This is a genomic window from Azospirillum melinis, assembly GCF_013340935.1.
GTDB lineage: Bacteria > Pseudomonadota > Alphaproteobacteria > Azospirillales > Azospirillaceae > Azospirillum > Azospirillum melinis.
The window spans coordinates 1-18,460 of the sequence record NZ_WHOS01000058.1 but is presented as its reverse complement, the minus strand read 5'-3'; the positions used below and the strand labels follow the sequence as shown (position 1 = coordinate 18,460).

Genomic DNA, 18,460 nt, shown 5'->3' with positions numbered 1-18,460 from the left:
CGAGATGGTTGTGACCAAGGCGAAGGCTGTCTTGTCGTCCTCATGTGCGGTTCAGGTCCGCAGTTTTCATGCGCTTTTCAAATCAGCGCTTGTTGCCCGCCTTGCCGCCGACCGGCTCCACCTTGACATCGGTGCGGCGGGCGACGGCCTCCACGGTCTTTTCCTGTTCGGACGCCGTCTTGGACAGAACGACCTCTTCGACGACGCGGGCCTCCTTGGTGATCTCCGGCTTTTCGGAGGTCGCCGTCAGCTCGATGGTCTTCTCGCCGAAGGCGGCCTTCTCCTCGTCGGCGCTCAGAGGCCGGTCGACCTTGCGGTGTTCCACATCCACCGTTTCGTCGCGCAGCGTCACGGTTTCCCGGACCGGCGTCTCGGTGACCTCCGACGTGGCCTTCACCCCGCCCTTGGCGACCCGGCGCTTGCCGATCTCAACCTCCTCCTTCACCGACTGGAGGGTCTCCTGCTCGACGCTGCCGCCGTTGGCCGCCTTCTGGGCCGGCTTACCCGCCGCCGAGGGGGTGGGCAGGTCGACGGATCCATTCTCGTCGAGGATGGCTTCCGCCGCGTCGGCATCCTGGTCGGCGATGTCGGCCGCCACCAGGGTGTGGCCCTGCCGGATGGCCGCGCCATACTGCTCGGCCAGTTCCTTGTCGAAGCCGTGCTCCAGCAGACCCTGGGCCGCTTTGTCGGCGCTGTCGGCGCCGCCGAAGGTCTCGATGTCCGCTTTCTGGCAGCCCGCCGCGACCAATGCCTGGAAGGCCTTCTTGGCGGAACCGCTTTCCTTGTAAAGTCCGACGACGATCGTGCTCATGATATTCTCCAGTAGGATTTAAAGTATTTCAGGGTCTTGAGGTAAGTCATGCCGCTCAGGCCGCGGGAGCGTGCGGTGGCGGGTCCTGGTCGACGACCACCTCCTGACGGCGCACCGTGACGTGGTCGATCATCTTGCGGCTCGTGGTGTGGCGGGTGATGCGAACCTCTTCCACCAGCTTCAGGCGGACCTCCACGACCGCCACCTCCTCGATCACCGAGATGACGGTCGTGTCGCCGTCCTGGCGGTCGGGGATCGGGCCATCGACGAAGCGACCGACAGCGACCCGCTCGACCTCAAGCGTCTCCACCGACAGGTCGGCTTCGACAGGCTGCTCGTGTTCGTGGCTGAGGGTGCGGGCGTGAACCGCTCCGGTCACCTGCGTGCGCTTGTGCACGCTCACCCGCTCCTCGACGGCGAGAAGCGTTCGCGGCCCGTTTTCCGAACTGGTCAACGGAGGTCCTCCTGCGGTGCTGGTGCCGCGGTTCCGCGGGGCCAGGAAGCTGGAACGAGGCGGCTGGATCCCAACGGTGTCAGAGGCCGGGCCGAGCCGGGTTGTACTTGGCGTCTTCCGCAAAGCGGGATGCAGCCTGGGAAATGCGGACATTGACCTCGAAGAAGGCCAGCCAGCCGCCGAGCAGGTAGCGGCTGCCCGCCATCATGATGTCCTGCGGGCCACGGGCCCGGAGCATGCCGCTCATCATCTCGTTCTGGCGGTCGACCGCCTGGTTCATGAAGGTGACGGCCTCCGAGAAGACCCCTCCATAACCCGCTGCCAGAGCATTGCCGGATTCCATCGCCCGTCCGGCATCCGGAAGACCAGCCATACTGCCGCTGCCGGGCAGCTTCGGCGGCCAGGGCCTCGACTGCTGGCCGACGCTGCGGGAGGCCTGCGCTGCCGCTGCGCCGACTTTCGGCGCCTGCTCTTCACTGGCGCTGCGGATGCTGGGGCGGATGTTGGGCCTCTTGGATGCCTCGGCACTTGCCGCGGCCTCGTCGCTGGCGCTGTGAATGGTGGGGCGGGTGGTGGGAGTCGGGTGCGTGCCGTCGTCCATGTCGTCTCCGTGACTGTTCGGGATGGTGGTCGGGTGCTGGCAGGGAGCGCCGGGCTCGACCTGAATGACTTAGGCAAATATTATGCTGCGCTGTAAAAATTCAATCGATGCAGAAATATAATTGTGAGAAAATCACTATAAATCGTAAGCTAAAAGGAGAAGATGTTCGAAGGCATGTGATCGGTATTTTTAAATTCGTGATTTCGAGGAAGTTATTTTTCTGGGCAGTTAATATGTTTTACTGTCAGATGGGGCATCGGGCGATGTGTCGGCGCCACTTTTGCGCATAATGAGCCTGTGATCCGCACCTGTATCTTTTTGAAAGAAATGCCAAACGCAGGGAGCGTTGCATGCCCGGTAATCCCCGCGACCAGAAGGACGCAGAGAAGATGGTCAATGCGGAGGAGGCGCGTGGCGGTCCCTTCGTGGTGGCCGCGGAATCGACTTTGATGCCGATGCTGATCGCCGATCCGACCCTGCCGGATGTGCCGGTCGTCTTCGTCAACGCCGCGTTCATCAAGCTGAGCGGCTACGCGCGGGAGGAGGTGCTGGGCAGGAGCTATCACCTCCTGTCCGGCGCCGACACAGACCCGGAGGTGGGGCGCGCCATCGATCTGACCGTGCGCGCCGGGGAGGCCATCGTGCGCGGGGTGCAGCTTTACCGGAAGGACGGAAAGCTGCTGTGGGTGCTCCAGCATGTCGCCCCCGTCTTCGAGGAGGGACGCATCCGCTACCACTTCGCCTCCTTTGTCGACATCACCGAGCGCAAGGCGGCGGAAGACCAATTGCGGCAGCTCAGCGAGGAACTCGACCGCCGTGTCTCGTCGCGGACCGAGCGGCTGGACCAACTCAACCGCCAGCTCGCCAGTGAAGTCGAGCGCCGCATCGAAGTGGAACGGGTGCTGCGCAACACACTGCACGACAAGGATTTACTTCTGCGCGACAAGGACGACCTGATGCGGGAGGTGAACCACCGCGTCAAGAACACCTTGCAGATGGCCTCGTCCTTTCTGCGCATCCAGCTGAGCATCGCTCAGAGCCAGGAAGTGGCCGTGCAGGAGGCGCTGCGCAGTGCGGTAGAGCGGCTGGACCGCATGGCCGAGATCCACGAGAAGCTCTACCGGGCGCAGGGGCTGCAGGAGATCGAGTTCGGCGGGTATCTGGCGATGCTGTGCCGTGACCTGCTGGCGTCCTTCGGGGCCGCACCCAGCCCGAACATCGTGCTGGACGTCGACGCCGACGAGGCCTTTCTGAAGCCGGATCAGGCCATCCCGCTGGCCCTCATCGCCAACGAAGCGATGATCAATGCGCTGAAATACGCCTTCCCCGATGGACGCCCCGGCCGCATTGCCGTCTCGTTCCGCCACAGCTCGCGCAGCCTTCTGTGCATGACCATCGGTGACAACGGCGTCGGCATGCCCGATGAACGGCGGACCGGCTCGCTCGGCCTCACCCTGATGGAGTTGCTGGCCAAGCAGATCGAGGGCGGCGTGACCGTCAGCTCCGGCCCCGGCACCACCGTCACGGTGTCGATCCCGGCGTGACCGCCCGATGGCGACGATCCCAAACGGCCGGAGCGAGGCGGCCATGACGCTGCATATCCCGACATCCGAGGTTCTGCGTGGCTTGCTGGACGAGGCTCCGGCCGACTGCGTCACGCTCGGCTGGCTGCTGGAAAAACTCCACAAGCGCTCCTTCGGCATCGTTCTGCTGCTGCTGGCGCTGATCGGGCTGGCGCCGGGAACCTCGCCGGTCGTCGGGCTGCTGCTGACCATTCCCGCGATCCAGATGATCCTGGCGCGCGCGAGTCCGGTGTTTCCCCGGATGATCACGTCCCGGCGCTTTTCGACACGGCGCCTGGTCCAACTGATCGATCGTGCCGTGCCGGTGTTGAGGCGCATGGAGACGGTCATACACCCGCGCTGGAAGACGCCGTTCGACGCGACGACGCGCGTTGTTGGGCTGGTCGTTTTCGCGCTGACAAGCGTCTTCTTCGTCCCGATTCCCCTGAGCAACATCGTGCCGGCCGTGACGATCATGCTGATCGCCCTGGCTTACCTCGAGGAGGACGGGGTGTTGCTGGCGCTGTCCCTGACCGCCGCCGCCACCGTTCTCTTCGTTGCGACTTTCACCATCTGGCAATCGGTTGAGGCAGTCCGGTTCATGACGTCTTGAGCCGGGCATCGCAACGGCGTCGCCGCGACCTGCCCCGATGGAGCGGAGGAAAGTATCGCATTCCAAATTGAGGCAGAAAAACCGCATATTGATTAAGACAATCAAAGTGCATGTGATTTTATATCAAATGAGCTTCGGTGTAAATATTTGGAGACGATTATTGTTATGTAAATTATTGCCACCATATTGATTATGAAACCCGTAGCGGGAGGTTGCGATGACGCTCAGGAATACGACGCTATCAGAGTGGACCGCTTCAGAGCGTGCGGCCTGGGCTTTGTCCGCGCCGAAATGGAAAAGCATGGCCTATCTGACACTTGGCATGTCAGTCGGCTTTCTCGCAGGGTTGGCGTTCTCGGGCTTCAGCGGATAGCAGTGTCTGCTGCAAGATGAACGTCCTGCAAAGACGACGGCTGCGACGGCGGCTGCGCCCAACCACCCGGTGCGCATCTGCAGGATGCCATCCGCCGCAAGCCCGTCACTTCGAACGGGCACCTACCTCGCCATCAAAATGCGATGACCAGGTCATTCGTCCAACCGGCGACCTGACCCGGAGAGCACCTTCAGAAACCGCCGGACACGCACGGGAGCACCGTTCGATGAGCACCGCATTCACCCGCACAACCACCAGGACCGTGACGGTCACCCGTCCCTTTGAATTGAACGGCATGGACGGAGTGCAACCTGCGGGGAGCTACGTCGTGGAAACCGACGAGGAGCTGATCGACTCGCTCTCTTTCCCTGTGTATCGCCGTACTGCGACCTGGATCCATCTGCCGCATGCCGATGGGCGCTCCAATGGAGGGTCGGGCATGGCGCAGACAGCGCTCATAGACCCGGATGAACTGGACAGGATCCTGGCATTGGCGGAAACGGAACCCCAGTACGGTTCGTAGGGGGATGGTTCGCAGGGCACGTAAAACCGGGTCAGGACCGGTCGGGTGCCTTCACCCTCATGCCGGGATGACTGTTACGGCGAGGAACACGCAAGATCGGTGCAGTCAGTCCAGTTCCTACTGGACCGCACCGGAGAGGAGAAGCTGTCATGCACGCCACCCAGCCAAGCAAGCGTCCGTCGTCGGTCCATTTTCTACGCGGGAAAATGTTCATTCAGACCGCTTCGGCGTTCCCGGTTGCCGTGAGCATTGCAGATGAGCGGCAACGCCAGCTGGAGCGTGGTGCCCGGCTTCGTGGCTGGGACGACGACGGTGGTGCGCAGCCGCAGGAGCACGCCAAGGAGTGAAGTGCTGTTCAATCGAATTTCAAGTCCGATCGTCCAAATGTAATTGCCAATGATCCCGGTCCGTTACAGCGGCTTCCTCCCGTCCTTTCCCTTTTCCCGCCGGACCCGCGCCACCGCGCCGCGCGTCGCCCGCAGGCGCTCGGTGTAGCGGGCCGGCATCACCGGCGAGGACCAGCGTCCCGCCTGCATCAGCCCGGGCAGGTCGACGCCGGCGGCCAGCAGATCCTGGGCGGCGCCGACGCGCAAGCTGTGGCCGCTGAAGCCGACGGCGAGCGGGTCCGCTTCGCCGGTGCGCCGCTCCACCACGCGGCGCACCGCCGCCGGGCTCATCCGCTCGCCGGCGCCGCTGCGCGACAGGTGGCAGAACAGGAAAGCCCCGTCCCGGGTGTGCGGCCCCTCATCCCCCGGTTCGGCCGGCCACCGCGGCGCCACCGCCCGCCAAACCGTGAGCGCCGCAACGGTTTCGGCCGAGAGCCAAGCCTCGGCCCCGTGCCCCTCCTGATCGGTCTTGGAGCGACGGATGCGGATGGTCGCCTCGCCCGGCTGCGCGTCCGGGTTCAAGGCCAAGTCGACCGGATGGAGGTCGTCCCAACGCAAGGCCACCAACTCATCGGCGCGGGCCAGGGTGTCGCGACCGACCAGCAGCAGCGCCCGGTCGCGGAGATCGATCGGCTTCAGCGGTTTCGACCGATCCGGCTGCTCCGGATCGAGACGGTCGAGGATCGGCGCCAGCACGGCGTCGGTCAGGGCGGCCGCCTGCCGCCGCTGGCCATGCGGCAAGCGGGCATGGCCACGGCGTTCCAAGTCGACACGCCAGTGCCGGCACGGATTCTCGTGGCCAGCGGCCCGGTGCAGCAAGGCGATCGACGCGAGGTAGCGTGCCACGGTCGTCGGCTTGCGGGCCGTGCCGATCTCCTGGATGTAGCGCCGCACCGTTTCCGGATCGGCCGGCAGCCAGGACAGCCCCTGCGGTCCGCACCAGGCTGCGAACCGGCGGGCGTCGGCTTCGGTGGCGCGCAGCGTCGCGGGGGCGTAACCGCGCTGGGCGAGGTCCATGAAGGCACGCAGCGCGGCCATGGCGGCATCGGTGAGGGTGGTCGCGGGCACCGGCACCGCCACGGCCGACCCGGCGCACGGATTGGCGAAGCCGCCGGCGGCGTGCCACCAGGCGAGCGAACTGCGGTAGCGCCGCAGGGTGGCGGTCGACCGGCCGTCGGCCGCCGCCGCGGCAAGGAAAGCGTCCACCGTCTCCCGGCTGGCCGGCATCGCTTGGCGCTTGGTCTGTCCGCACCAACTCACGAACAGACGCCCGTCGCCGAGCAGGGCGCGTCGGGTGGACGCCGCGATCGTCCGGGTGGCGAAGGCGGCGCGGAGGCGATCAACGTCATCGGCTGACAGGATCGGCTCAAACGCGAAGGGAACGGCGGCGTCCGGGGCCGTCAGCGTGCGGTCTGTGGGCATGGCGCCATCCTAGCGGCGCCGAGCGCCGGGGTCTATCGGATATTGATAACGCATTGATAACTGTCATTATCGAAGTGTTATCAAAAGCCGGTTTTTCCTACCCTTCGATGTCGGTGCAGTTAGTAAAAATCACTGCAATCGGCTAACCTGACGCGGCTTTCCTGGAGCCGCGATGATCCTCCTCTCCCTTCTCCCCGCTCTGCTCGCCGCCGAACGCGCGCTCGGCCGCCTCGACCAGGCCCTCGCCGACCCGGCGCGGCGCCGACGCCTCGCCGCCGATGCCGCCCGCCGCTCGGCCGCCGCGGTGATCCGCCTCGACGGCCACCGCCTCGACGCCCACGACTTCCAGCGCGCCCTCGCCGCGCCGGAGCACGCCCAGGGCGAGGCTGCCCGCGCCGCCCTGCTGGTGCCGCTGTTCGCCCAGCTGCCGGCTGGCCTGACCGCCGCCCTGCCGCCGGAGCGCACCTCCGTCCGGCCCGCAGCGGTCCCGGCCAGGGAGGTAGACCCAGGGGACGTCGTGGCCGCGGTGCGCGCCTCGATCGCCGCCCTGGAGGCGGTCGACCTCGGGGACGGCGAAGATCTGGAGGACGTGGAAGGCGATGCGGCCGGTACTACCCCGCCGCCGCTGACGCCCTGGACCCGGCCCTGGCTGGACGAATTGCACCGGCGCTGGAGTGTTGCTCAGGGCGGCCGTCCGGTCGGCCTCGGCGATGCGCGCGCCGCCGATGCCGGTCCGGCGCTGGAGGCGGTGGCTGAGGCTTTGGCAGCTGCGCCCGGCCTGCTCGGGGCGGCGTCGGCGATCCGCGCCCTGGCGCTGCGGCCCGATCCGGGAGCGCCGGAGCGCCGCGGTCCGGACGACGATGCCGAGAGTGCCGCCTTGCGGGCCGCGGTCGCGGCGGAACGGCCGCCGACCTCCTGGTGGAGCGTGGTGGTGTGGCTCGCCGCCCCCGAGTTGATCCGCGAGGCCTGCCGGCTGCATCACGCTTGGCCACCGCTGACGGCAGCGCTCGCCCGCGACGTCACCGGCTACCGCCTCGCCCTGGCCGGGACCGAGGGTGCCTGGACCCGCTGGGTCCTCGACAGCGTTCCCGAGCTGGTGGCGCATGAGCTGGAACGGTTGCGCCATCTCGATCTGGTCCAGGAACACTGGGAGGCGCGGCTGGCCGCCACGCCGCGGCGCAGCAGCTCGCGCCTGCCCGACGTGCTCGACTGGCTGCACGACCGGCCGGCCTTCACCATCAGCCGGGCGGCAGGCGAGTTGAAGGGGCGCTGCGGCCTGTCGCTGCGCGGGGTGCATCTGCTGGTGGAGCAGCTCGCCAAGGCCGGCGTGGTGCGCGACATCGCCGACCGCGGCGGTGAGCGGGTCTGGGCTTGCGATCTCAGCTTCCTGCCGCCCGGCCGCTGAACGATTGGGCTTCATCCAACAGGCCATAGCGCATGTGGACCGGCGGACCGTGGCGCGGCGCCATGAGGAAATCGCAGGCAAACCGGTAAGGCGCCTGTCCATGACGCCGCCAGCCGGCGGCTTCGAACAGGACCACACGGTTTGGCGAGACCCCGGTATCCATGGCTTGGGCGCCCGCCAGAAGGCACCGTCGATGGACCGCCTGTCGGAGCACCCGCAGAAAGGTGGGGAGCTGATCCTCCAACGCGGCCTCCACCACCAGAACGGTGAGGATGGCGTCGACGAACAGGGCCAGCTGAACGACCCGGGTGTCGATGGTGCCGATGGTGAGGTGAGCCCGGGGGGAATTCAGCCACCCGTTTATGACCCCCATCCAGCTTTTGATTTCGGAGCCAGCTGCGGACCGTCGGTCGAGCAACTGCGCCGCGGCTTTCACGTCCGCAACAGTCGCGCTCCGTACCTCGGTCACGGGTGCAGAGCGGACGTCGCTGGTCAGGCCGATGGCAAGGGCGCGGGCGGGGGTTATCCGGCTCCAGACCCGAGCATAGGCGCCCACCAAGGCTGAACGGTCAGCTCCAACCGGCCGCCGTCGTCGTTGCGGTGGCCGCATGGCCTCTTCAATGGACGGCCAGCAGCGGGCCGGCAGCAGAACCGCCGTGTCGAGAGCATCCAGCGATCCCCCCGTCAGGAGCTGCAGAAGGAGAGTGCGGGTGGACCCTGTCGCCGACGCCACCAACACCCCATGGGCGGCGGCCAAGGAGGCGCCCACCGCGTGCAATCGCTGACGAATGGGCCAGGCTGCGTCGTTCGGTTTGTCGCCCAAAGCCCGGAACGCGGTCAGCGCATGCTCGATCAGGTCCGGCCGGTCGATGTCTTCGGCCAGAGCTGCCAGCTCCAGGAGCAGTTGCTGTCCCCGGACCACGGTGCGCGGGGCCTTCGCGGCCGGGACGGTGCGAAGATCGGTGCCACAGGCGTGGCAGCGCCACAATGGACGACGCGCCGAGCCGTGGAGCGGCACCAGTTCAGCAAGGCACCGCGGGCAACGGTCGTGGAGGAACCGGTTGTGCCGGACGCACACGGCTGCCACGTCAACCCGCCAGAACCAGGGCAGGTAGGGGCTGGCATCCTCGCGCCAGCACAGCGGACAGAAGCGGGGGGCGACAACCGCGCCGGCCCAAGGCCGGCCAATCGGATGGGCAAACCGTTGCAGCGGGCCAATCCGGCCGCGATGACCGGTCTGGCGTTCCAGGTAGGCGATCAGGCGCGGCGCCTGTTCACGATCCGGATCGGCGACCGCTATCCGGCTTTTCAGTCGCAGATGAGTCAGGAAGCTGTCCGGACCCATCGCGTTGGCGTGGGCCATCCGGGCCAGCCAACTGCTGAACAGCTCGTCTGGAAACGGGACGGGATCGGTGGCCCAGCGCTCTCCGGTCGGACGGCCCCGTTCCAACAGCTCAACCGGGAAAGGTCCGGTGTCCGGGAGGGAGGGCGACGGTGCCATCACCCCAGCCCCAGCAAATCCTGGGCGGAAAACCGTTTGGAGGGTGGACGAAACTTCATGTCGTCGAACAGCGCCACGGTGATCCGCTCCTCGCCGCGGCGCACAGCTTCGACCGCGGTCGCCGTGACGGTCTGCACAATGTCGCCGATCAACCCTTCGGATGTCAGAAAGATGCGCTTGGCCAGCGTGTCCTCCGTCAAGTCCGATTTCCGGCGCAGTGGCAGGCTGAGGACCAAGCTGTTCAGGAGGCGGGCATAATCGGCATCGTATTGCCAGCGGGGCAGTGGGGCGCTTGTCAGGCGGGTGCGCAGTTCCCCGTCGTTGTGGATCACCTCCGCCAGCGACCGGTCACCGATCAGCACGGGTGAAATATCCCACTCATGCCCCATCACGCGCAGCAGGGTGTGAAATTCCTTGGCACCGCTGCCGCGGAAGCCGTGGTGCGCGTCATCGAAGATGATGACGCGGGGTTCGTATTCTCCGAACAGATCCATCATCTGCTGGCGCCGGCCATCGATCGTGCGGTTGGTCGGGTCCGGCACGCGGCCCATCGCCCGGATGAGGCCGGACAGGAACTCCGCGCGGGAGGGTTCGCTGGGCATCTGGTAGTAGTAGACGGGGCGCACTTGGACCGACGGCGTTTTCAGGAAGCGGTCCGCAACCATGGTTTTGCCGTTGCGGAACGGGCCGCACACCGCGACCCCCGTGGTTCGGGTGGATTTCGGTCGCTCCCGGAGTCTCACGAGGTCGGTCAGGGCTCTCACGGCGGCCGGATAGCCAATCCACCGCGTTTCCCCCAGGTACAGGCAGCGCTCCTCATCGCTGAGGGTTTCAAGCCGCTGTCGCGCGTCCTCGTTCAGATGGTCGGTCATGATGCCCCCCAGTGCTCGACCTCGAAACTGTCATCCGTCGCCGGCAAATGCCCCAAACCGTCTCCGGTGGTCTTGAGACGGTTGATCTCCATATCCGCCGCATAGGGTTTGGGGGCCTCACTGGCGACGCGCGCCGCCAAGGCGTCGCTGGCCGCCTTCCGGCTGACCCGCGCCTTGCGAGGCCGTGGGGGCGGAGTCAGCGCCTCGTCCACCATTTCGCGTGATTTCCCTCGCTCCGCCCAGGAGGTGCCCGCCTCCTCGCGCTCCCGGCCATTCTGGGCGTCCAGTTCCCAGGCCGTCATGGGGGTCAGCACGCCATCGGCGCGGGGAACCGTGAGCCACTGCGTCAGCGTCGGGTGCCACAGATAGATGTGGCTGACGTCATTGCGGTTGACCTTGATCCGTAGCTTTTCGCGTCCGCGGTTGGCGTAAAGCTCGGCCAGCCGGACATCGTCCGGCTTCCAGTAAAAGAGGCCGAAGGCCGCAATGCCTTTGCTGGACAAGCTGCATGTGCTTTCCGGCAGGAAAGCGAGTTGCACCTCCTCCCAGTCGACGGTCAGGAGATGCTCGGGAATGCGGGAGGCGTGCTTGCTCCATTCAAGATCAGGGCGTTTACGGGTTTTCTCATCCATCTCCCCGTTGCAGATGCGGAACGCGGTGATGGCCGCCGCCTTCTCGATCTGCTCATAGGTGAGGCAGGCGCGGTCCTCGGCGGGATAGTCGCCTCTGTCGGCGACGGACCGGCCGGTCTGCCCGCGAGCCTTGCGGAGCTGCTGGTTGATCGATCCCTGCAGGCGTTCGACCACGTTGCGGATATGCGGCTCGCCATGCCGGGGATCCACCGTGATGCGGAGATCCTCCAGGCCGCGGTGGCCTTTCAGAGCCTTGTACCAGGCCGCCCGATCCGAAATGATGCGCTCCGGTCGGCCGAAGACATCCGTGGCTTCGATGCCGAACTTCTGAAAATACGCTCCCTTCGGGCGGATGGCGTGCTGAAGGCACAGTCCGATCGCCTCCCGGTTGGCCGACCGCGGCCACAGCCAGAAGCCCAGGATCATGTGGGTCAGCACGTCGACCAGGACGATGAGCCAAAGCCGCTTCAGCAGATGGCCCGCGTCGTCAACAGCGAGCACGTCGATTTCCGTCTCGTCGATCTGGCAGATTTGCAGAGGATAGTCCGGCACCAGCGAACCGCCCCGGTGCCGATGCTTGCGCACCCTGATGGTCTCGCCACGCCGACGCGCCACCTCTTCGGCCGTCCAATGCTTCCAGAGACGGCTCTTCACCGTGTTGAACGAGACAGGCTTCAGCCCAGCGCCTTCCAGGCGCCCGTTGATCACGATGGTGGCCTCGTTCAGGGAGCACCCTTCCGGGGTCAGATACTTGTCGTCAAGGACGGTCCGGACGATGGTCTCGGCTTCTGACGGCAATCTGGGACCGCGCCCCGAATCGTCGCGCAGCAGGTCGCGGACCAAGCGGCGCCGGCCGTATTTGCGCAGATGGCTGCGGATCGTCTGAGGCGTCCGTTTGAGGCGGGCGGCAAGATCATTGACGGCGGCGGCCCGTGCTTCGCTCTTCGGAGAGGTGCGGTCCAGGATGCGGTCGAGCTGTGTGGCCAGGCGCTCGGCCTCGGACCAGCGCGGGTCATCGGGTGGATCGTCGGATCGCCGTCCCATGCCCCAGAGGCCCTCCCGCGAAAGCGTTCGGCAGCAAGAAGCTTTTCAGCCGCAAATTCTGCATTGAGCCTGTTGATTCGTCGATACGACCTTGGTTAGGCAGCGTGAAGATTTTCAGGAGAAAGCGACACCATGCCAGGGCTGGATCAACGGTGCTGATTGCGTGCGGGCTTGGCTTCTTCGCCCATCTGGAGGCCGGCGGCGACCGCAGCGGAGCCTGTCTGGCTGTTTCCCGCTTCCTCACCGCCCAGGGGATGACGCCGCTGCCGCTGCCCTGCCTGAACGGGGGCGCGGCGATCCGCCGTGCCGAGCCGGATGGAAACTGGCTGGTCGCTTTCCTCGATGGCATCGCCCGGCAGGCGGAGGAGGGGGAGGAGGGGCTCGTCGCCCTGCAGCATCGCTGGCGGGGCTGGCGCCGGCGTGTCGGCGACCGGCGTAGCGATGCCCGTATCCGCCGGGCCGTCGATGCGGTGGCGGCGGAGGGGGTGATCGGCCCGGCCCGGCTGGCTGCCCGGCTGCGTTGCGCCACCAGTGCGGCCACCGACCTGCTGGAGGAGTTGCAGCGGCTGGAGATCGCCGTGGAGATCACGCGGCGGCGAACCCACCGTGTCTTCGTGGCGGAGGATCTGGCGGCCATGCTGGGGGAGGTGGCGCCGCGGTCCGCAGCGGGCATCGCCGGCGGAACCGCTCCCAGGATCGCGCCCACTGCTCCCGCCGAACTGGACCGGTGGGTGGAGCCGGCCGAAGGTGTCGAGGATGCTCTTGCGAACCTGGAGCGCATCCTGAAACGGCAAGACCCGTTGCTGGCCCGCTATGGGCGGTCCGCAGGGGCGTCGGGCGAGGGATAGGGGAAGCGACCCTCCATCGAACGACGCCCGCGTCCGGCCTCAGGTCCTGAGCGCCACCAGCTGGCGCAGGGCCTGTTCGGCGGCGGCGAACACGCTGTCCCAGTCTCCCGGCGTGGTCTGGCGGAACAGGCGCATCGACGGATACCAGGGGGTCGTTTCGGCCCAGTCGCCCTTGCCGTCGCCATAGACCCAGTAGGGCATGAACTGCAGCAGATTCCACACCGGGCGGCCCAGAGAGCCGGCCAGATGCGCCACCGAGCTGTCGGTCATGATCACCAGATCGAGCCGTTCCAGCACCGCCGCGGTGTCGGCGAAATCGTTGAACTGGGGACCCAGCGGCGTGATCAGGGTGGAGGTGCCGAGCGTCTCCAGCTCCGCCTCCGGCGGCCCCTTCTGGATGCTGTAGAGCCGCACCTTCGGCACGTCGAGGAAGCGCAGGAAGCGGCTGAGCGTGGTGGCGCGCCGTGCGTTGTCCTTGAAGGTGACCCGGCCGGACCAGATGATGCCGACCTTGATCGTGCCGTCCGGGCCGGGAACCAGCCGGGCGGCCTTCTCGCGCGCTTCGGCCGGAACGGTCAGGCGGGTGGGCGGCGGCACCGTGTCGATGGTCGTGCCCAGCCGGTGCGGCAGGCTCATCAGCGGGCAATGGACGTCGTAGGCGGGATAGGCCGTGCCGGCGCGGACGAAACCGTCGATGCCCTCCACCCCGGACAGCAGGCGCTGCAGCTCCGGATGGCATTCCAGCAGGACCCGGCCGCCGCGTGCCTTGACCATCGGCGCATAGCGCGCGGTCAGCAGCACGTCGCCGAACCCCTGTTCGGTGGTCAGCAGGATGGTCTTGCCGTCGAGCGGCCCGCCGTCCCACATCGGCCCTTGCGCGATGCGGTTCTGATAGCTGGGCAGCGACAGGCGGGAGTCGTAGTCGCCGAAGCCCTCGGCATAGCGGCCGACCTGCAGCAGGGTCAGGGCGCGGTCCCACAGCAGCCCCGGGTCGTTGGGCCGGGCGCGCAGGGCGACGTCCAGGATCTCCAGGGCGCGGTTGAAGCGGCAGCCGTGGCGCAGCGCCACCACCAGGTTCGACAGCAGGTTGGCGTTGCCGCCCGACAGCACCACCGCATGCTCCTGGGCGGCGATGGCCTCGTCATAGCGCTCCACATCGCCCAGCACGTTGCCCAGATTGGTCCAGGCGCCGACATGGCGCTGATCGATCTCCAGCGCGCGCCGCTGGCAGGCGATCGCCGCCTCCGGCTTGCCGGCCTGCCGCAGCAGGGCGCCCAGCGCGCTCCACACGTTGGGGTCCTTCGGCTGCTGCTCCAGCATCCGCTCCAGCATGTCGATGCTGAGGCCATGGGTTGGTTGGGCAGGTGCCGGGGCGGTGACCGGCGCCGCCGCGGGACGGGCCGAGGTCTGAAGGGGCAAGCCTGCCGAAGGGGATGGCGCCGTGGCGGCCTGGGTAATGTTTGCCTTCATCTCTCGTCGTCGCTGATGGTCTGCAGTCGGTTTGGAGCGGAAGCAGAGCGCGGCTAGGGGATAGACGGCTCCTCTTGGAGAGTCAAACCGTCCCTTTGGCCGCCCCTTTGGCCGCCCTTGCGTGCGTCCTGGGGTGCGGGAGGCTCAGCGCCGCCGCAGATCCTGGAGGTCGATGTCGTCGATCCGGAAACCGGCCTGCCGCAAGGCTTTCAGGACGATCACCTTCTGGGCAGTGCCTTCGCGTGCGGCGGCCTGCCGCAGTTCCTCCACCAGATAGTCCGGCAGCATCGCCTGCCACGGCCGGGTCGGGGCCGGACGGATGATCGCCGGTGCCGGTGCCGGAATGGGCTGGGGCTGTGGAGCGGGATGGGAAACAACCGTCTGGTGGGCGGCGGCCTGCGGGGGGGCGGACGGCTCCGTTTCGGTCGGCAGGAACCCTTTGCTCAATCCATACTGACGGATCGGGTCAATGTCGTCCGAGCCCAGTCCACCGATCCCGATCCCGCCCAGTGGAGGGCGGGCCGGCTTCGGGATGGGCTTCACGGACGGCTTGGCAGGGCTGTCGGTCGACATGGACACTCCGGTCAGGGCGGCACCGGCGTGGGGATGGCCGGCTGGATAAGCCATGAAGCAATATCATGACTTGGTGTCCTGTCTTCGCGACATATGAAGGCTTTGGACTGTGCCATGGCGGAAAGCCGGCCGGCGTGGCGCAGGAAACACAGGGGGGGTAGAAGAGACGCACAGCACATTATAAATCATGAAATAGAGACATGAAAACATGTGTGGGAATGGGGTTGGTTATGGTGAGCAGCGAAGCAGGCAATCCACCGCATGGGACGGCGGAAACCGGGGCATGGTTTGCCCTATCCAAGCAGAGCGTGGCCATGAGCGATGTCGCGACTGGGGGCATGTCCAACCGGACCGATGCCTCCCGTATGAAGAAATATCATGAAGAACTGCCATGAAAATAGGGCATGAAATACTGCGTGTGGCCGCTTCTGCTCTCGGCTTCGAGGCGTCCCGGTTGACCGGCGGTACTGCCGTGGTGCCGGAGGAGGGGCTCCACAGCTTTTGTCGGCAGCCTGTCGGAAAGGCGCGCCCCGTCCAAATTTCGATGGCGCCTGTGCTTCCGTCCGAGAGGGAGGGCTTTCGGACCGGGCTTGGCATCGGAGTGTCCCGCATGGCCCCCGGGCCGACGGGCGGAATGGAAGCCGCGCCATCTCGACGAGGGCAATATGTCATGATGTCATCAAATCATAGGCGGCGGATGTGCTATTGTCCTTATGTTCTGTCACGGAACCATGCCCATAAATCATGATATGATTTGACGGGGCGTATCTGTCATCCCTGCCCGGCCCACTCGATCAAGCCGAAGGCGGTTCTTGTCATGACTGGCGATTGTGACGCCGCTGCCCCTATCGCTGATCCCTCGTGGATCGTTCCATCAGCCCATCGGCTTGATCCACCGAGCCCAAGCCCAGTTGGCCGAGCCCAGAGCTGCCTGGGGGCAACGGTATGAGGCATCGATTTCATTTCATGAAATCATAAGAAAATACCATCAGCTCTCTTCATGTCCCAGGTTCCACGGTATCCTGCCCGGGGCTGCGGCGCGCCTTCACCCCCGCGGGATCAGCGGGTTGGCCGGAGAGGTCTCCAGAAAGGCGACGAATTCGTCGGTCAGGGCGCGGACGTTCAGGTCGGCATTGCTGTCGGGATTGACCTCGCCCGGGCCGTGGCCGGTGTAGGTCATCTCCTTCAAAAGCGAGCGCTCGATCAGTTCGGTGCGGAAGGCCGGAACGCCATGTTCGTCCAGCAGCCCGCGGGCGTGGCGGTCGACGCGGGATTCGATGGCGGCCTGGGTGCGGACGATCACCACGCTGGAGGCCGGCGTGTGCTTCAGCACGCCTACGGAGTCCGCCACCACCTTGAAGGTGCGCACTGTCTCCTTCACGTCCATGAAGGATTGCTGGGTCGGGATCAGCACCCCGTCGCTGACCGAGAAGGCGTAGAGCATGGTCAGGTTGCCGAATCCGGCAAGGTCGATCAGCGTGTAGTCGAAGCTCGGCGCATTCTCCTGCACCGTCTGGCGGACATTGGATTCCGTGATCTCGTCCAACACCCGCACGCCGGCATCGTTGCGCCGCCGCGCCCATTCGGCCAGATGCCGGTTGGGGTCGCAGTCGAGCAGAAGCACGCTCGCCTCGCGCCGGCGCAGTTCGGAGGTGAGCGCCATGACCAGACTGGTCTTGCCGACGCCGCCCTTGGTGGAGGCGAAACTGATGATCCGAGCCATGCGGTGGTTCCCGGTAGCAGGGGATGGAGAGCGGGCTGACCCGAGCGGGAGCTTCGCGGATTTACACGCAAGAACAGGAAAGATGGAAGTGGTTTCACGTCATGAAGAAGAAGTATGAAATCATGATTCATAAAATCATGACTTTATATTCTGTGCAGCTGCTGCCACGTCCTATCGGCGGGCGTGGCGGCGGGCGGCCTCACCCCTGCTTCACGCCGGCGGTGGTGCCGGCCCGGCGCTTCAGCCGGTGCACCGCATGCTGGCCGCCGCCGGTGGCGCGGACCGAATAGAAATAGGCGCTGTCATCGGTCCAATAGCGGCCTTCGGCATCGACCATCACCGTGCTGCTGTGGATGTCGACCGGATAGATTGTCAGGCGCGGCGCCGCCTGCCCGGCGAAGCCCGCCAGATGGACGGCGGCAAGCGCCGCCTGGTCGAGGAACCAGACCGGCAGGCCGCGGTCGAGGAAGTGACGGATGTAGCGCCGGGTCAGGTCGAGGAAGCGCCACGCCTCCATGGTCGGCCGGATGTGCAGCACGTCGGCGTAGAGCAGGCTCCAGATGTCCAGCCGCTTCAGCGCATGGCTCATCACGCCCAGGTCCGAGTGGGCGGAGGTCGCCAGCAGCGGGTTCAGGTCGCGGATGGCCAGCAGATCGACGTCCAGCATCAGCACCGGCCGCCGCCAGCGGATCAGCAGATCGGGCAGCACCAGGAAGCGGCTGCAGGCGTAATAGGTCTTGGCGTTGTCGCCCAGGGGCGTCAGGTCGATCGTCTCGCGCAGGACGATGAAGCGGCCGGCGCCATGGGTGGCGGCCAGGGACGCCACCGTCGCCTCGGCTTCGGCATCGGGATTGATCAGGTGCAGGGCGATGGCGCAGTCAAGGCCGCTGTCCTCGACGATGGAGCGCACCAGGGTCGGCAGGAACTTGCGCGCATAGACCGCGTCGCAGGATGCGTAGACCACCAGCGGCCGGTCGGCACTTCCCGCCCCTTCGGCAAGCGTGGCGCGGATGCCGGCGGGCGCCGGCCCGTCGCGCAGGGACGTCAGGAAGGCGGGGGCGGTGCGGGTGACGGCATCGCGTCCGCCATGGCGCTCCGCTGCCTGGAGGAACAGGGCGTCGGCCTCCTCCAGCCGGTGCTGCTCGGCGCACAGGCAGGCCAGCCGGCTCAGCGTGACGGGCATCTCCGGAAACTGCTCCAGCGCCTGGCGATAGGCCCGCTCGGCACGCAACGCCTGCCCGTCGCGGCGCAGCGCATTGCCCAGCGCCACCAGTCCGACACAGTCCTGGCGCCCCTGGAACCGGGCGACGTCACCGGCCTCGCCCAGATGGGTCAGCAGCTGCCACAGGTTGGAGCGGCGGGTCGGATCGGCGGGCGTCAGCTTCCAGGCGGCGAGCGCATGGCCGGCGGCCGCCGCCATGTCCTGCCCCACCAGCAGCCGGGCGAGCATGTCATGCGCGGCCAGGGCGTGCCGGCCGGTGGACCCTTGCTCAAGCAGCCGGCGGCAGAGCGCCCCGGCGTTTTCGCGGTCTCCTGCCCGTTCGGCGTCGAGTGCGGCCTGAAGGGTGGTGTCGGGGGTGGGAAGGGGCATGGCGCGGACCGGTGGGCAGAGGGAGGCCGCCGCTTCATCCCATGGCATCCCCACCC

The 18,460-nt window shown here is 66.6% G+C and carries 17 protein-coding genes; 6 read left to right on the top strand and 11 right to left on the bottom strand.

What is annotated here, in order from left to right; genetic code table 11:
- Positions 1–82 precede the first annotated feature (82 nt).
- The 3 genes from GBZ48_RS28755 to GBZ48_RS28745 all read right to left on the bottom strand — a co-directional run bounded on the left by GBZ48_RS28755 (position 83) and on the right by GBZ48_RS28745 (position 1,866).
- Positions 83–811, bottom strand: a complete 729-nt coding sequence (locus GBZ48_RS28755) for a YsnF/AvaK domain-containing protein (protein ID WP_111070735.1) — start codon at positions 809–811, stop codon at positions 83–85.
- Positions 812–866: 55 nt separating this feature from the next.
- Entirely contained in the window at positions 867–1,265 is a 399-nt protein-coding gene (locus GBZ48_RS28750) for a DUF2382 domain-containing protein (protein WP_111070734.1), read from the bottom strand.
- A 79-nt stretch (positions 1,266–1,344) separates the two neighbouring features.
- Complete coding sequence (locus GBZ48_RS28745; RefSeq protein WP_111070733.1) at positions 1,345–1,866, bottom strand: hypothetical protein; 522 nt, start codon at positions 1,864–1,866, stop codon at positions 1,345–1,347.
- Positions 1,867–2,216: 350 nt separating this feature from the next.
- Here GBZ48_RS28745 and GBZ48_RS28740 point away from each other — a divergent pair, with 350 nt between their 5' ends.
- The 4 genes from GBZ48_RS28740 to GBZ48_RS28725 all read left to right on the top strand — a co-directional run bounded on the left by GBZ48_RS28740 (position 2,217) and on the right by GBZ48_RS28725 (position 5,284).
- The gene (locus GBZ48_RS28740) at positions 2,217–3,410 is read left to right on the top strand and encodes a sensor histidine kinase (protein ID WP_246024682.1); all 1,194 of its coding nucleotides are present in this window, start codon (positions 2,217–2,219) and stop codon (positions 3,408–3,410) included.
- 43 nt (positions 3,411–3,453) lie between these two features.
- A complete protein-coding gene (locus tag GBZ48_RS28735; protein ID WP_246024681.1) occupies positions 3,454–4,041 on the top strand; it encodes an exopolysaccharide biosynthesis protein in 588 nt (195 codons plus the stop codon).
- A 599-nt stretch (positions 4,042–4,640) separates the two neighbouring features.
- Positions 4,641–4,937 (top strand): hypothetical protein, encoded by a 297-nt coding sequence (locus tag GBZ48_RS28730; protein ID WP_174474156.1) that lies wholly within the window; start codon positions 4,641–4,643, stop codon positions 4,935–4,937.
- Between the two features lie 149 nt (positions 4,938–5,086).
- Complete coding sequence (locus tag GBZ48_RS28725) at positions 5,087–5,284, top strand: hypothetical protein (RefSeq protein WP_109156574.1); 198 nt, start codon at positions 5,087–5,089, stop codon at positions 5,282–5,284.
- Between the two features lie 63 nt (positions 5,285–5,347).
- Here GBZ48_RS28725 and GBZ48_RS28720 read toward each other — a convergent pair whose 3' ends face one another.
- Positions 5,348–6,745: a tyrosine-type recombinase/integrase gene (locus GBZ48_RS28720; protein WP_174474155.1), complete on the bottom strand. Its 1,398-nt coding sequence runs from the start codon at positions 6,743–6,745 to the stop codon at positions 5,348–5,350.
- 172 nt (positions 6,746–6,917) lie between these two features.
- Here GBZ48_RS28720 and GBZ48_RS28715 point away from each other — a divergent pair, with 172 nt between their 5' ends.
- Positions 6,918–8,150, top strand: a complete 1,233-nt coding sequence (locus tag GBZ48_RS28715) for a hypothetical protein (protein ID WP_111070728.1) — start codon at positions 6,918–6,920, stop codon at positions 8,148–8,150.
- On the opposite strand, the gene GBZ48_RS28710 is transcribed toward GBZ48_RS28715, so the two are convergent.
- Genes GBZ48_RS28710 through GBZ48_RS28700 form a run of 3 tightly spaced genes read right to left on the bottom strand, consistent with a single transcriptional unit; the run spans position 8,125 to position 12,199 of the window.
- Positions 8,125–9,651, bottom strand: coding sequence for a TniQ family protein (locus GBZ48_RS28710; protein WP_111070727.1), 1,527 nt, complete (start codon positions 9,649–9,651; stop codon positions 8,125–8,127). The genes GBZ48_RS28715 and GBZ48_RS28710 overlap by 26 nt on opposite strands.
- Positions 9,651–10,523 (bottom strand): TniB family NTP-binding protein, encoded by an 873-nt coding sequence (locus GBZ48_RS28705; RefSeq protein WP_174474154.1) that lies wholly within the window; start codon positions 10,521–10,523, stop codon positions 9,651–9,653. The genes GBZ48_RS28710 and GBZ48_RS28705 overlap by 1 nt, the downstream gene beginning before the upstream one ends.
- Positions 10,520–12,199 carry a DDE-type integrase/transposase/recombinase gene (locus GBZ48_RS28700; protein WP_111070726.1) on the bottom strand — a complete coding sequence of 560 codons (1,680 nt, stop codon included), beginning with the start codon at positions 12,197–12,199 and terminating at the stop codon, positions 10,520–10,522. Before GBZ48_RS28700 ends, GBZ48_RS28705 begins: the two co-directional genes overlap by 4 nt.
- Positions 12,200–12,351: 152 nt before the next feature.
- Here GBZ48_RS28700 and GBZ48_RS28695 point away from each other — a divergent pair, with 152 nt between their 5' ends.
- Positions 12,352–13,047, top strand: a complete 696-nt coding sequence (locus tag GBZ48_RS28695; RefSeq protein WP_174474153.1) for a hypothetical protein — start codon at positions 12,352–12,354, stop codon at positions 13,045–13,047.
- A 39-nt stretch (positions 13,048–13,086) separates the two neighbouring features.
- On the opposite strand, the gene GBZ48_RS28690 is transcribed toward GBZ48_RS28695, so the two are convergent.
- From GBZ48_RS28690 to GBZ48_RS28675, 4 genes are all read right to left on the bottom strand, one after another.
- Entirely contained in the window at positions 13,087–14,517 is a 1,431-nt protein-coding gene (locus GBZ48_RS28690) for a tetratricopeptide repeat protein (protein ID WP_174474152.1), read from the bottom strand.
- Between the two features lie 144 nt (positions 14,518–14,661).
- Entirely contained in the window at positions 14,662–15,144 is a 483-nt protein-coding gene (locus tag GBZ48_RS28685) for a hypothetical protein (RefSeq protein ID WP_246307530.1), read from the bottom strand.
- Between the two features lie 991 nt (positions 15,145–16,135).
- Positions 16,136–16,813, bottom strand: coding sequence for a ParA family protein (locus GBZ48_RS28680; RefSeq protein ID WP_174474151.1), 678 nt, complete (start codon positions 16,811–16,813; stop codon positions 16,136–16,138).
- Between the two features lie 199 nt (positions 16,814–17,012).
- A partial coding sequence (locus GBZ48_RS28675; protein WP_343049709.1) for a hypothetical protein occupies positions 17,013–18,460 on the bottom strand: 1,448 nt, incomplete at its 5' end.

Bases quoted from the DNA above. Each gene is read 5' to 3' on its own strand.
- GBZ48_RS28685 (WP_246307530.1), bottom strand. From the start codon at position 15,144: ATGGCTTATCCAGCCGGCCATCCCCACGCCGGTGCCGCCCTGACCGGA.
- GBZ48_RS28690 (WP_174474152.1), bottom strand. From the start codon at position 14,517: ATGAAGGCAAACATTACCCAGGCCGCCACGGCGCCATCCCCTTCGGCA.
- GBZ48_RS28715 (WP_111070728.1), top strand. From the start codon at position 6,918: ATGATCCTCCTCTCCCTTCTCCCCGCTCTGCTCGCCGCCGAACGCGCG.
- GBZ48_RS28680 (WP_174474151.1), bottom strand. From the start codon at position 16,813: ATGGCTCGGATCATCAGTTTCGCCTCCACCAAGGGCGGCGTCGGCAAG.
- GBZ48_RS28705 (WP_174474154.1), bottom strand. From the start codon at position 10,523: ATGACCGACCATCTGAACGAGGACGCGCGACAGCGGCTTGAAACCCTC.
- GBZ48_RS28755 (WP_111070735.1), bottom strand. From the start codon at position 811: ATGAGCACGATCGTCGTCGGACTTTACAAGGAAAGCGGTTCCGCCAAG.
- GBZ48_RS28740 (WP_246024682.1), top strand. From the start codon at position 2,217: ATGCCCGGTAATCCCCGCGACCAGAAGGACGCAGAGAAGATGGTCAAT.
- GBZ48_RS28725 (WP_109156574.1), top strand. From the start codon at position 5,087: ATGCACGCCACCCAGCCAAGCAAGCGTCCGTCGTCGGTCCATTTTCTA.
- GBZ48_RS28735 (WP_246024681.1), top strand. From the start codon at position 3,454: ATGACGCTGCATATCCCGACATCCGAGGTTCTGCGTGGCTTGCTGGAC.
- GBZ48_RS28720 (WP_174474155.1), bottom strand. From the start codon at position 6,745: ATGCCCACAGACCGCACGCTGACGGCCCCGGACGCCGCCGTTCCCTTC.
- GBZ48_RS28700 (WP_111070726.1), bottom strand. From the start codon at position 12,199: ATGGGACGGCGATCCGACGATCCACCCGATGACCCGCGCTGGTCCGAG.
- GBZ48_RS28745 (WP_111070733.1), bottom strand. From the start codon at position 1,866: ATGGACGACGGCACGCACCCGACTCCCACCACCCGCCCCACCATTCAC.
- GBZ48_RS28730 (WP_174474156.1), top strand. From the start codon at position 4,641: ATGAGCACCGCATTCACCCGCACAACCACCAGGACCGTGACGGTCACC.
- GBZ48_RS28710 (WP_111070727.1), bottom strand. From the start codon at position 9,651: ATGGCACCGTCGCCCTCCCTCCCGGACACCGGACCTTTCCCGGTTGAG.